Source organism: Pedobacter nyackensis (assembly GCF_900176505.1).
In the GTDB taxonomy this organism is placed as follows: Bacteria; Bacteroidota; Bacteroidia; order Sphingobacteriales; family Sphingobacteriaceae; genus Pedobacter; species Pedobacter nyackensis.
Genome location: NZ_FWYB01000001.1, coordinates 172,094 through 187,138, shown reverse-complemented (window position 1 = coordinate 187,138; position 15,045 = coordinate 172,094). Strand labels below are relative to the sequence as shown.

The window sequence follows — 15,045 nt, the reverse complement described above, 5'->3', positions numbered from 1 at the left end:
AAATATTCGGGTAAACCCAATAATGTTTTATATTATATATTAATTGTCTTCTTGAAACTTGCATTTAGTGGAATCCATGCACTCAGTAAAATTATGGTTGCAATAACTGCTACCATAGTGGTTCCCTTAGCGGTAAAAGCGCAAAGTATATACAACAGCAAAGCGATAAAAGCCAATGAAAATGAAATGACCTGTAGACCGAACTTATTTTGCCTTTTAATCTCTGCTGCTTCTGCTACATCAACTTCGGGCACATTTGCAGCGCGAAACGCTTTAAGCTCCTGCAATCGCAAATACTCTGCACTTACTTTCCCTTTGTATGCTGCATACATTTCATAAATTAATAACAGCATAAAAGGGAGCAACACACCAAGTGCCATCTCATTTTCACGACTGAGTTTATAGTCAAGCATGAGCGGCAATACTATTTTAAAGCATAAATTAACAGCAAGACTGACCATGGTAATAGTAATAGTTGCTTTGCCGGTAATGCGTTTAGAAAACAAAGCCCATATTGGCGGGGCCAGTAGCGGTCCACCTGTAATTGCCCCAACGCTTAAGGTAAATTCAACAATTCCACCTATATAGGGCACAATAAGTGCAATCACGATCATACCGAAACCAAAGCACCAGGATGATGTGCGTGCAATCTTCATCAGCTTTTCATCCGATGCCTCTGGATTAATGGTTCCTTTATAAATATCGTTCGTAAAAACTGCTGACACCACATTTAAAGCTGTATTTGCTGATGCCGAAGTTGAAAAATACATGCCTGTTAAAATCAGCCCCATCAGGCCCGCTGGCAGAACTTGCTTACAGACCATTAAATAAGCGTTTTCAGTTTCTAAACCCGTCAGCCCAGGATTAATGGTTTGATAAATCATTGGGGGTAGCATCCATAGTACCGGACTTAAAATATATAATCCAGCGAACAGAAATGCTACTTTAGAAGCAGACTTAGGTGTATCCACACTGGTATAACGCTGTACGAAAGTCCAGTTGCCACCAATATAAAAGATATGATAAACAGCAAAAGCAATGATAAAGCCCCAGGTATACTCCCCATTTACCACATTAAAGAAATCGTCGGGCACCTTGGTAAGAAATGTTTGTACGCCTCCGGCTTCTGTAAATGCTAAAGGAATAATCAACAGAACCGCAGCAGTAAGTATGACAAACTGCAAAATATCAGTCACCATAACTGCCCATAAACCTCCAACTGCTGTATAAGCAATCATCAGTATACCTAAAATAAGCGTAACAGGTACCAATGGAAATTCCAAAGATGAGCCTACCAGTTTGGCTACGGAATACAATACTGATCCTTTTATGAACAGCGATACCACCATGAAAATATAAATAAAGCTTTTTTGTACATGTGCACCCAATCTGTCTTTTATAAATTCAGCTGCAGTCAGGCTTCCCGTTGCCTTCCACTTTGGCGCAATGTATAAGCCTGTTATTAGTCCTCCAATACACATGGTCCACTGAATAGTAACAGCCACCCATCCATATTTATAAGCAATAGAACCCCATGCTACAAAAGTACCTGCAGAGAAAAAACTCATAAAAAGGGATAAGCCACCGATAAACCAGGGCACCGCCTCACCACCTGCAAAGAATGATTTCAGGTTTCTTCCTGTTCTGGAAAACAGCATACCTATAACCATAATAAACACTGAAAAAATGACGATAACCGACGTATCTATTATTGAATTCATGCGATTGACTTATTTAGTTGTATTTAAATTTTTAATTGTTTTTTCTGCTACTGTTCTTAAATAGGCAGCAAAATCCGCTGGAACTTTATTGGGCACATACGCCATGTTTAAGGGAGATTCCTTAAATAAGGTTGCATACCAGATCAATGAACCCAGATATCTGCCAGCTTCATTGGCATGATTTGCATCAAATGCCATTTTATTATCTTTCCAGGAATAGCCCATATTAAGCGAGTTTACCTGGTTCGGCAGATTGGGATATACCGGATTTGCATAGTCGAAATCAGCATCTTTTTTAAAGCCAAACACTTTATCTGATGCTACAGCATAAAAAGCATCTCCAACGGGCATAATCTTCACATTCAACTGTTTCGCCATGGCATGATAAGCTCCCCTTGATTGCTCCCACATTTCTTGCTGATTTTTAGCCAGCTGGTTTGGTGCCACCCTGCCAAATTTTAAAGCATCACTTCTATAGGCCCAGGTTTGATGAATAATAATCTCGGCATTGGGTTGAATCTTTTTAATATAATCGTATAGCTTTTTAGCATAAGGGCTGTAGCTTTCCAGATCCGCCGACAGATAAGAAGCCTGTTGAAGGGTAACCACATCCCAGGTGCCATCGGATAAAAGCATACGCAAGGACTTACCCTTATAAGGTTTCCCTTTGGGATCCTCGGGATTGGCTTCTGCTGCTTCTGCATACGCCCAGTGTTGCGCTAAAGAATGTCCGCCTAGCTCTGCTCTGCCTACAGTCAGTTCTATCCCCTTTTCCTTTACAAAATTGGGTAAGTAAGCAGACGCATTTTGAGAAAAGCTATTGCCAATAATAAATAGCCTTAAACTTTTAGGACTGCTTTGCCCAAATGATAAATCTGCATTAAGGCATAAAAGAAGGACTAAAATGGATGTTTTAATGTATTTCATTTGTGCGTGTTTTTATGTTTCATACTATGATTGATTTCCCTCTATCAGTTTATCAATGCCCCCCTGATTAGGATTTTACCTATATAAATTGCGGTTTTATCATACTTATCAGGATTATTCGTAATGTCTTCCAATTGATTTGGACCTAGAATAGCTTTCTTATCAGCTAGATTAGGAGAGATACTGAATTTTACGGTATGTACGCCAGCTGGCAGTTCTATAAATTCGGCCTGCCCCCGATACCTGTTGTTGCAAAAGGAATTAAACCTATTGATCGGATCTGAGGAATTGGTCACCTGATTGGCTTTTAAAGCAAGTGTTCCTTTTTGTTTTTGAAATGAGGTCTGCTTACCATCTATTTCTAAAATCAGCTGGCCAACTTCAGAACCACCGATATCGAAAAAGCCAATCATACTCCCATTAAACTTAAATGTAAAAGATTCGCCAGGTTCTTCCGCTTTCATCACATAAGGGAACCAGTCAGAAAACTGCTTGAATTCACGCAACGTCTTCGGATCAATTGAAGTCCAGCCCTTGCTAAACTTTACCACCTCCAAGGGAGCTAACATCTTTGCATCTTCCCAGTTGTTAGCCAGTAAAGGTTGTGGTAGCAAATGCTTCATTTCTTTAGCATGATCTTTCATTTTAAGCAAAGAACGGGCAATCGACTGTGCATATAAATTACCGCCTGCCACGATAGGGTGTGTACCATCATTAGAAAAGATTATTTTATCAGTTTCTGTACCAACTGGCGCTTTCCATAGTAATTTTTGATCCCGCTCTAGTAGGCTTGCCTCCAGCCCCATATGAACAGATGGGATCTGATAGTGGTCAGCTATTTTTTCTAATCCAATGATATTAAGTGGAGTTTTCCCTGATGCATAAATTTGGGTCTGCCCATTAAAAATAGTGTAAATCATGAAAATATCCGTGACAGGATTAGCCTTCCAAATCTGTCTGATCATCCCCTCCATGCCGTCCGGAAAAGCATTATTAACCGCAAATTCAATGAAGATAAGATCGGGTTTATACTGCAAAACCTGCTCTTGGATTCTACACGCGCCCAAATCGGTCCCTGTTCCAGAAATACCTGCGTTGATAAACTTCAATTTTACTCCGGGTAACATATTCTGGATGAATTTTGCAGACTGCATTCTATACAGATTACTTCCTCTGGTAATGCTCCCCCCGATATACCCCACGACGAGGTCTTGTTTGTTTTTTGCTTTGTTAAAAAAATTAGGGAGGCCACCTCTCAGATAACACTCCTGATTGTTATTAAAGTTTCCAGGACTTATTGTCGGAACATCTGGTTTTGCCGGATCAAAGAATAAGGGCATTGCTCCTGTCTGACTTGCAGCGATGAGTCTTTCTCTTTCTAAAGTCTCTTTCTCCATGTTATTCTGCGCCATGGCCGTCAAATTACAAACCAGTGCACTCATCATAAACATAAATCCGAAAACGCTTACAAACTTTGACTTTAACTTCATAGCTGATTACTTTATACCCTCAAAATCTATATGCGCCTGGCGAACTTCATTGCTTCCTTTGCTCTTCAATTTTAAATTGATGGAGATAGGTTTCGTCGGATCTAAACGGCTGAACGACCATTCAAAAGGATAAGCATTACGCTTTTCCAATGTTGAAACGTCATCATTCAATTCCAGTTCGGCCTCTGACCCCGCTTTGGGAGGCGTACTTAAATAAGCATAAACAGAATCCCAGCCAAATGGAGAACGGATTCTGAAAGCATAAAGCTTACCCCATGCTGCGCCAAGATCAACTTCCTGTAAACCATTTTTCACAGGCGGAAGCACTTTTGTAGCTTTAGGTACAGCTAAAGGAAATGAATAGGCTGTAATACCTTTTACAGGTACTTTGACATCCATTTTATTCCCTGAAATCGATAGAAGACCAGGTTCTGCAACAGCTCCATTATATTGTTTAATGCCTGTATTTTTGATACCTGTCAGTTGTAAATCTAAACTGAGGTCAATATTTTGTTCCTGGGCAGACTCGTTCAGTAAAACAACCCAGAAGCGATCATCAGATATTCCTGTCAGGTAATTTACAGATGGATTATCCAGACTAACCAATCCCTTTTTAAGCCAGATCTTCACATTTTTATCGTCGAAAATAGTTCCTTTCCCCCCGCCATAAATGCGGTTGTTAAACCAAACAAAGCCTTCTTGTTTTCCCCATGGGAAACTGATTGCTCCTTTTGATCTTTGCACGGCTTCGGTAACCAGAAAATCTAAACTAAAGGCCAGATGCGGTGAAATGTGGTGGTAATAAATGGAGTTGATATCCGGTCCTTTATAAGGATAATTTTCTCTGTAGGTAAGATCTGTATACCCAGTAGCGTAATAGCCAGGGTAATTTGTAAAGCGTCCAATAATGGAATTTCTCGCATATATTTCAAATATTTTACGTTCCGTATCGGCCGACAAACGTAGCAAATGCGGAGCCCAGGTTGACATAAAAATATGGCGAACATTCTTTTTAGGGAGGAAAAAAGTAATTGGTTGCTCCAACCCAAGTCCTACGGGCGAAACTAAAGACTGAGGTACTTCTTTAGCTTTCACATCTCCCTTTTGACGAGGGAAGCCTAAACGAAACTTCTCTCCGTCTTTCCACCATAAATTGGTATTCCCTTCATATTCATCCCCTTCATGAATCAGCTGCATTTTATTTTCCACAAGCGGATAAGAGCGGATCCCTGCCAGGGTAAAATAAGATGCATACTCCGCAGCGTTAAGAAAGGTTTTATCTTTACTTACTTCATAAAGGTCTGTTAAGTCCCACCAGTACGGATAAAACGAAGTGTTATAAAATGGCTGTGCCGTTAACAAATTGGTCTTTTGACCGTAAACTTCCTTCGCCACAAATTCCTTTGCATTTGAAACTGCTGCAGTTAGCCATTTCTTATCTTTGGTTAACCTGTAGGCTGCCAGTTCCTGGGTCCATGCCGGTAGGTTTACACTGTACCCAGAAAGTTTTCTCGGTTGTTTATCTGGCATAGCCACATCTACAATCCATGGATTTTTATTATCCAGCAATTGCGCCAAAGACTCAAAATAGGCCGTATTGAACTGTACATTCTTGTAGGGATTTAGTTCAAGAGAGGCTTCGGTAGGATTATACGGCGCGCCTACAGCTTTTGCCCATCTGAATGCGCTGCGCGATAAGGTATACTCTATTGTTGGTAAGGCACGGCTAATGTAAAACGCTTCATCTTTACCCATCACTGCAGCCGAAATTACTGCTAACGGTGACGATTGCGCAACAGTTGGTGCAATTTTTGGATCAGCCTCGATGTCAAAAAAACCTTTCAATGCTGAACTCCATCCAGCAGCTTCATCATTCTTGATCAGATCTATAATATTGAAAACTGCATTTGTTAAAGATGTAGAATCCTGAGACCTGTAGTCGCTCACTTTATAGATAGAATTGGACACATATTCCAGAGCCCCGCTCCATTTACCGGTAACCGCTCCGAGGTTAAATGACCTTTTTAGCGTTTGACCGGCGGAAAGCTTTGAATCTGCAAGACCCAAAACCGGTGCAAATGCCACAGGCTGCACTTTATTAAATTCATTTTTAAGCGAAAACCCTATTCTCGAGGTCATATCTTTTGTCCAGTCGACCGGAAAACCTGTTAAAGAACCGGTGACAAAATAGCTTAAGGGCTTTTTGTTTTGGTTAACTTCCACAATCGCTAAAGGTTGTGGTGTCATAGCACCAGGGATAAGCATTGGTCCTTCCGGCAAACGCTTATAATTAAACATTGGCGGGAGTTGCACATTGTTAACGTTACTTTCCGGGCTATCCTGAAAAGCAGAAACCACAAAACTATAATAACCAGGAGTCTTAGCTGTATACGCCAAACTCAGTTCATAATGTGACGCACCCGGTTTAAGCTTCCAAATGCCTTTCACCTCTGCTCCGTTCGTGGTAACGTAAGTCACCCATAATTCTTCTGCCGAGACCTGCTTAACGGCCTTAGGCTCACATAACATCAGTTCACCAGACAGAAAAGGATTCTTCGCTCCGTTCTGGTCCATCGTTTTATAAGCCTTTCCTTTCACAGAAAACTCAGTTAAACTGGAGGAATTCTTCCAGAAAGCGAAGTAAGTACCAAATTCAATCTTTGGCTGTTTGGCCGTTAACAGGAATATCCTGTTTGCTTCCACTTTATCATTTAAACTTACCCAGGCTTTATCCTGAAAAATTTCGGTGGTAGATACAATTCTGGATTTCCCGGTTTTAGGGTCTGTCAGCTCATCAAAACTAATTGAGATATTGTTATTGAGCAGCTTACCCAGGGATTTTCCTTTTTTTAGAAAAGTAAAAGGAGCTTCCACATTTAAAACAGATCCATGCTCTTTTACCTGCAGGGGTTTTAAAGCATAAGCATTAAGGGAGCTATTCATCTTATTAGGATCAAATCCTTCATCCGTAGTAATAAATATAGCGTCGCACCTGGCAAAGGCCAATTTTGTATTTTTTAATCTCAATACATTTTCGCCTGCGTCAAGATCAGCAGCCCCAACCTTTTCCCATTGATATCCTTCATTCCTATGTACCCCCGACTCTTTGGCCATAGGCTGTTCATTTACAGACAAAAGATACCTACGGGTCCCGGGATTATGCTGCGCATAATCCCTCGATCTGGTCCACACGAAATAGTTGCCTTTAGTCTTAATGTCGATCACTGTAAGTGCATCAGCAGTTACCTCTTTAGCATTAGAGCCTAACAAAGCCCCCTTTCCTGAGACATTTGTCCCCCCTTCCTTGGCTACGGTCCAGCCAGCAGGAAATTGAAAATCCTCTGCTTGTATCAGGTAATGGGTTGGCTTTTGAGCTGAGACTTCCTTAGCGCCGAAAATACTGAACACAATTGCTGAATACAGGAAAATCCGGCAACTGAAGCTATATGTTTTATTCATATCCATTTCAATAAAACACCTCTATTACTTTTAAACCATATGGTGCGACTTCAACATTCAGGGATTTAACACCCGTCGCAATAGTCGCCTTCTTCCCATCTAAACCAATAAATGAAGCACTCTTTATACTTTTTCCTGAAGCTCCAGGAATCTTTTCTGCATCGATCTGAACTTTCGTACTCAGCTTATTCACACTATTGTTCATCACGATTAAAAAGCACTTTTTCTGACCTGCATTGATAGCCGTAACATACTCCAGATATGGACTATCTGATTTCAGGAGGCCATCTATCAACATTAATGAAGCAGGCGTAGTGTATACTTTGCCCGGAGCGAAGCCATAGCTTTGATGCGGGCCAACTTTAGGTGTAATAAATCCTCTGGGAAAACTAATTTTTCCCTGGCTACGAAGTTCTACTTCCGACATCAGGTAATCTGTGATCCAGCCGATCTGCCACCATGCGTGGTGCGGAAATGGACCAGCGCCCTTATTCATAGCATCCCAGTAATAGGAAGCCACACCAGTTTTTTGATCGACAAAAGCATCTCTGCCCCATGCAGCAGCTCTCGACATCGTTAGAAACAAAGAGTCTTTGGTCAATGAAAACATTCTGGTAAACATACCTGCATGACTTGCCAATAAAATTGGTCCATGGTGATTAGCAGATCCAAGAATGCCTCCGTGCTCAAAGCTTAAACCAGCCTGACTGATTTCCCAGTCTTCTCTTTTAACACCACTTACCCATTTTTCCTGTGTTGTAGGGATTGGATGGGTATAAATGGATGCTGTATAAATTTTTGCCGCAGCAATAGCAGCATTTTTATATTTGACGTCTTTAACCACATCATAAAGATCAAGTAAAGCCTGCACGCTCTGTGCTGTAGCAAAATCAGGTGCAAACCTGGTGTCACCACAAACACCGAGAAAAGCCCCTTTGTTGATGGCATTTTCAATATACCAATCAGCACCTTTTTTAGCTGCATCCAGATACTTCTTGTCGCCCAATATTTTATAAGCAACGAATAAGCCATAAAATGTAGGTCTCAGGTCTAAAATATCCTTAAACCTCGCTTCATCAGTTTTATTGTCGTAAGCTACTTCCCAGCTGCCATCAGGTTTCATCCAGGATAATAATTTCTCAGCGCCCAGTTTGAGGTCAGCGCGTAATTTCAAATCCTTAGCGTCAAACAGCAGCATGTTTCCAAGATCCATCATCAGGTAGTAGGTACTTCCTATAGGTTCGGTATATGGCCCCCACTCTTCGGTAAATTTCTTACTGTTCTGCAAAAAATACTGTCCTTCCGAAGCACCATAAAAAAAGTCTTTATCTGAATGTTGCTGAACAATTTTAAAGTTTCTTGCATAAGGAAGACGCGTATCTATGAGCTTTTTATTATTTGTCAGCCTGGCAAGCATCCACATTGCTCCGTAGTCTGAGTTTTTCATCGCATCTTTTTCAGATCCATACACCCCTCCCAGATAGCTTTGCGCACCAATCTCCAGGTTTTTATACTGAGCCAACTTCCACATAGAAAGGCTATCATCAACAATATAGTTTGCCATTCTAAATACACGATCAGTAAGAGAAGATGCTGTTTTTTTCAACTTCAGCACATCTTTAAACCTATAAACGTCATTGGCGGCGTGTTTCATTACTCCATACCAATCATCAGTTTTTATGGTATAGCGAAAAGAAAAGGTAAGGGAATCATTTTTTGCCAGGAAAGATTTTTCCTGGCCCAATACAGGGTGATATATGGTTGGCATCAGATTTCCCTTTCTATTCAATACAGACAAACCAATGTTCCAGTTCCCCTGTGTCTTTTTGTCGAACAGCCAGGGATCCCGTCCTGTCCCAGGTTCTGGAATTACCGCTAAGGTTATATTCTGACTGCTTTGCACCAAAGGAGACAATGTTGAAGCCGTACGTTCCCTTACCATAACAGGTATATCTGGTATACCCTGCCCATAAGCATAGGCATTGACGAAGTTTGCGTTTAATTGATTTCCCTGAAAGACTCCCGGCACTGTAGCCCATTTAAAATTGTTCTTATCAAAAAGCGCAAGTTCCGGCGAAGCAATGGAATAATACCCCGCTTGTTTTGCCTTTAATTTCATCGTCACTTTTATATCATTTGGATATCGATCATCAAACTGCCATGAAGAGGTCAGCAGAAACTGATCTAGTTCCTTTTGAAATATAAGCTCCTTGTTAACTTCTTTTTTCTTATCCGGATAAAAATTGATCGCTTTTCCCGCAGTATTCATTTGAATGGAAGAAGTTGCCTGCTTCCATATTGGTATAATATAACGGTATTCAGGCTCAGGGAAATTACTGGTTTTCGCAGGCTTCTCTACAAGAGATAGCGTATCTGCGGTATACAATACGGAAAACGCTCCGGACGGTTTCGCGGATAAATCAACCCATGATCCTTTATTCAAAATCGATATTTTGTTCAAATGATACCCATCAGCAGAATTTTTCCATTCTAAATTCAACATACCATTAGAAAGCGAAGGTCCTTTGGACTGTGCATAAATAGTGAAAGGGAAAAGGAAAATTAGCCACGCCAGACTTTTTATCGTCTGGCTTAGCCAAAAATTATTACCAGCCATAATTTTGTTCTGTAATCTTTTTATTAACAGTCATCTCAGTTGTAGGTATAGGAAACAACACATCTCTATCTGTTGTATTCTTACCTGCATTTGCTGCATACTTGTATGCTGTAGGCGCTGTAGCAGTAATGGCTGTGCCTAAATCATTCATTGTTTTCACATAAATATCCCATCGGATAAGATCATGTTTTCGTATGCCTTCAAAACACAATTCTCTCGCACGCTCATCTTGAATGAAAGCTAAAAACCTAGGCTTATCTAAGCCCGCAGGCACATCACAAATAACATCCGCTTTGTCGAGTGCTTTATTAAACGCCCTTCTTCTCACTTTATTTATAGCATCATAAGCAGCTACCGTAGGTCCGTTGTTTACTTCGTTCTCTGCCTCTGCTTTCATTAGTAATACATCTGAATAGCGAATAACAGGGAAATTAGTTGAGGTAAAACTACGCGCCTTGGATCCGGTCTCATACTCTCTTCTCCATTTGCCCGGATTTCGATCATAGATTTGGGTAGCCGTAAAATTGGATTTCACGGTATTACCGCCACTAGTTACAAACCGATATGGCGCTATACTCCAGTTTCTCCTTGCTGTATCTGTAGTACCAAAGAGTTGGTATAGTTTGGCGGTGATCTTCATTGCACCTCCGGAAAAACCAATGGCTTCGCTTGGGCATTCGATACCATTTTCTACGCCCATAGATCCTGCCAGGTCTACATTCCCTACTTTATTGCCGTACATTCCGATTTCCCAGATACACTCTTTCTTTTCATTGATGTCCTGGGTATGGTTGATAAAAATCTGTTTATAATTCAAATTAAGTGCATGCTTGTTTGACGTTATCACTTTATTTGCATAGTCCAGCGCATCTTTATAGCGTTCAACATCCTTTAGCGGTGCACCTGCCATCTTAAGAAAAACTCTTGCCAATATCGCCTGTACACCCGTTTTAGAGATCCTTTCATTATAAGAAAAATCATCGATGCTGCTAACCAAAAGCTCTGCCTGCTGCATATCATTTACAACTGAAGCGTAAACCTCCGCTAATGGGGCTCGGGGAAGATAGGGATCATTGGGCGACGTTGTAGACGTTAGTTTTAAGGGAACAGGCCCAAACATGTCTGCCAACAGGTAATAATAGTAACCTCGTAAAAACAAGGTTTCTCCTTTAATCACATCTCGTTTCGTTTTATCCATATTCACTTTATCAACCTGTTCCAAAAGCAAGTTTGCACGGTTCACGCCCTCGTACAATGTTTCCCAAAGCCTACCGATATCCAGATGGCCCGCATCCATCACCATCACACGAATGTTGTTAATGGAGATACTTTTAAAAAAAGCTTCATCACTGACCACAAAATAGCTATATAAGCCACGTCCGTACATCCGTCCATTTTGATCAATTAATCTATTGTACACGCCATTCAAACCATTTTTCAGATCTTCCTCTGTGTTAAAATAAGTTTCCGGCGTTACAAAATCAGGATCCTTATCCAACAAGCTGGAGCAAGATGTCATCATGATACTAATCAGCAGTATTAATATTTTAGTTCTCATATCTTTATATTAGTTAATGATTATTTGAAATACTCATCATTATTACACAATCTATTGTTTGATTAATATTTCCTATAAAGCGATTATTTTGTTTAAAAATTAGCATTCAATCCTACTGTGATCGATCGTGGTCTTGGATATGGTGACCAATCGAATCCGGGAGTCAAGGCAGAGTGTCTGGTCGACACCTCAGGATCCAGACCAGAATACTTAGTCCAGGTGATTAAATTCTGAGCCGACACGGAAAAGCGCAAACTTTTCATCTTTAAGGATTTCATCACCGACGAAGGTAAATTATAACCAAGAGATACTGTTTTCAGCCTTAAAAAAGAGCCATCTTCAATCGTACGGGAAGAATAATATGCTGGCCCTTGTCCGCCCACTCTGTATAGTTCATTAGTCTGATTTTCAGGAGTCCACCTATTTGCGAAAGAAGCGAACATATTCAGAAAGTTTCTTGTGGTAGGATCCCCTCCCTCAAATTCTATACGGTTTGCATTTAATATGTCATTACCATAACTCCACTGAAGGAAAACATTCAGATCAAAATTACCGTAGCGGAAGTTATTGCTAAAACCTCCAATATGAACAGGGTTTGGATCACCAATAACACCAAGATCACGATCATCAATTTGCCCATCCTGTGTAAGGTCTTTAAACTTAATGTCGCCAGGAAGGATATTTGCACGTGGATTACCGTTATTCGGAATATTGCTTTTCAATACATAAGAACCATTTGGTTGAACATCGAAATCGCTGTACTGATAAACACCATCGAACTGCATACCATAAAACTGGGCAATCGGTTTTCCCGGAACAGCAATGTATGGGAATGCGGTGTTAAAATTACCCCATGTTACTCTGGAGAGCAGGCTTGGTTCGTCATCATTTAAAGCCAGTACCTTGTTCCGGTTGAAAGCAATATTAAAACTCGAATTCCATGAGAACTTATTACCCCTGATATTATCGGTATTAACTGTAAGTTCAACGCCACTGTTGGATACCTTTCCGACATTTTTAAATGCACTTAAGAAGCCCATACTTGGTGCCAGGGTTGCATTTAATAAAAGATCGTGTGTTTTTTTATGATAATAATCAGCAGTTAAAGCTATTCGCTTTTTAAAGAAGCTTAAATCAATACCGACATTAGATTGTACGGTGGTCTCCCATTTCAACTTTGTATTTCCCAAATTAACCGGAACGATTCCTTTTCCAGGAATGTTTCCGGTACTGTACCCAGACATGGCTAACATTTTCAATGCAGTAAGGGAAGCGTAATCGCTCACACGGTTGTTACCTGTATGTCCATATCCTATTCGGAGTTTACCATCATCCAGAAAATCCAATCCCTTCATAAATGGTTCGTCGGTAAAGCGCCAGGCAAATGCTCCTGACGGAAAATATGCCCACCTATTTTCCATCGGAAACCTGGAAGATCCATCAGATCTGAATGAAACGGTGACTAAATATTTCGATTTATAATTATAATCTACCCTTCCCAGATAGGAAAGCAAACCATTTTTAAGATCTGATACCGGGGCTACGGTAAGTTGGCCTTCGGCTAATCCAACCATCCCCAGTGATTCATTAGGGATTAGAATCGAAGAAAATCCATTTGAATAATTCCGAACATCCTGCATAGTAAAGCCTCCAAGGATCTTTAAAGCATGTCCGCCCTTGATTTTTGTACTGTAAGTAAGGGTGTTTTCATTCAAAAGATTGGTGATCTCTGTATTGTTAAAAGAGCCATTTACTTTATTATTGTTATTTGGATTTCCCAGACGGGACATGGAATTATTAAAAATCTCCTGCCTGATGTTTGTTTTGGTTAAGCCCCCTGTAACTCGTAGCGACAGATTTTTTACAATCTGGTAATCCAGATAGGAATTGATAACCAGTGTATTGTTAAAATTTGGCTTATACTCGTTCTGTGCGGCTTTTACAGGATTAATCCGGAAATCAGCTGTCGGACTCAAATCCGGATCATAAAGTTCTTCCATCAAATTATCCTCGAAATCAATATCTCCCGTTATTGGGCGATAACCCCATGCACTATACATTAAACTGGCAGTAGGACTTGTTTGCGACTCTGCTACGACCGTTCCAAATTTCTTTGTAGCTGCATAGTTCAGATTCACTCCGGCTTTCAGGTTTTTATTTATCGTCTGATCAACCACAACACGTCCCTGATAACGGCGGAATCCACTGTTTATAATAATCCCTTGCTGATTTAACAGTGATCCCGAAATGGCGTATTTAGTTTTTTCGGTTCCACCGCGCAAAGAAAGACTATGGTTATGGGTATATGCATCCCGAAAAATCAGATCTTGCCAGTTTATACCTTTCCGGTTTCTATAATCTTCGAGCGTTTGCCCATTTTTCAAATAAATATCAGTGTACAAATCCGGATTCTGCTCCAACTGGTATTTAACAAACTCATAAGGACTTAATACTTCTTGTTGTTTGATAATAGAATTGACACCCGCCCAGCCATCATATGTAATCTGTGGCGCACCTATTTTTCCTTTTTTTGTCGTAACCAGGATTACTCCATTGGCACCACGCGCGCCATATATAGCTGTTGCAGACGCGTCCTTCAACACCTCTATAGATTCAATTTCTTCACTATTTATGGTATTAGCAGATGCAAGTTCCGTAGGAAAACCATCTATTACGTATAAAGGTGCATTATCCTGGGTAACTGAATTGTTTCCCCGCACGACAATATTCAATTCATTTCCCGGTTGTCCATCAGTGGAAGAGACTTGAACTCCGGCAATTCTACCTGCCAAAGCTTCTGTAAAAGTGCCCACTGGCGCTTTACTCATGTCTTTTATGTTTGCAGAGCCAATCGAGCCAGTCAGATCCTTTCTGGCGGTGGTACCGTAACCTACTACAACCACATCATCTAAAACATTCGTACTGGATTCAAGCTTTACATTATATACTATAGCGGTAGTAATGGGCACTTCTTTAGTAACAAATCCTGTATAGGAGAATACTAAAGTGCCTTTCAGTTCAGGGATTGAAAATTTAAAAGCTCCATTACTATTGGTTTGGGTAACGCTGTTTGAGCCCTTTAGTCTTATACTGACACCAGGTAAAACATCACCATTGTTATCTTTTACCACGCCGGATATAGAAACAGCCGAGAGGGCTGCGCGAAGTGTCTTTTTGTTTAGCGTAAAATTTTGTCCAGGATGGTTAGCCCCATGCACAGATGAAAAAATCAGGACTGAACAGATGAATACAGAGTAAAATTTCATTACATAC

The 15,045-nt window shown here is 40.5% G+C and carries 7 protein-coding genes; all 7 read right to left on the bottom strand.

Annotated elements, in window-relative coordinates:
• Positions 1-32: 32 nt before the first annotated feature.
• A complete protein-coding gene (locus tag B9A18_RS00890) occupies positions 33-1,721 on the bottom strand; it encodes a sodium:solute symporter family protein (protein WP_084286782.1) in 1,689 nt (562 codons plus the stop codon).
• Between the two features lie 9 nt (positions 1,722-1,730).
• Positions 1,731-2,648: a DUF4886 domain-containing protein gene (locus B9A18_RS00885; protein ID WP_084286781.1), complete on the bottom strand. Its 918-nt coding sequence runs from the start codon at positions 2,646-2,648 to the stop codon at positions 1,731-1,733.
• Positions 2,649-2,692: 44 nt separating this feature from the next.
• A complete protein-coding gene (locus tag B9A18_RS00880) occupies positions 2,693-4,138 on the bottom strand; it encodes an SGNH/GDSL hydrolase family protein (RefSeq protein ID WP_144009350.1) in 1,446 nt (481 codons plus the stop codon).
• 6 nt (positions 4,139-4,144) lie between these two features.
• Positions 4,145-7,597 carry a hypothetical protein gene (locus tag B9A18_RS00875; RefSeq protein ID WP_144009349.1) on the bottom strand — a complete coding sequence of 1,151 codons (3,453 nt, stop codon included), beginning with the start codon at positions 7,595-7,597 and terminating at the stop codon, positions 4,145-4,147.
• 7 nt (positions 7,598-7,604) lie between these two features.
• Positions 7,605-10,214 carry a glycerophosphoryl diester phosphodiesterase gene (locus B9A18_RS00870; RefSeq protein ID WP_084286778.1) on the bottom strand — a complete coding sequence of 870 codons (2,610 nt, stop codon included), beginning with the start codon at positions 10,212-10,214 and terminating at the stop codon, positions 7,605-7,607.
• A complete protein-coding gene (locus B9A18_RS00865; protein ID WP_084286777.1) occupies positions 10,204-11,772 on the bottom strand; it encodes a RagB/SusD family nutrient uptake outer membrane protein in 1,569 nt (522 codons plus the stop codon). Before B9A18_RS00865 ends, B9A18_RS00870 begins: the two co-directional genes overlap by 11 nt.
• 92 nt (positions 11,773-11,864) lie before the next feature.
• Positions 11,865-15,038 (bottom strand): SusC/RagA family TonB-linked outer membrane protein, encoded by a 3,174-nt coding sequence (locus B9A18_RS00860; protein WP_084287415.1) that lies wholly within the window; start codon positions 15,036-15,038, stop codon positions 11,865-11,867.
• Positions 15,039-15,045: the final 7 nt, after the last annotated feature.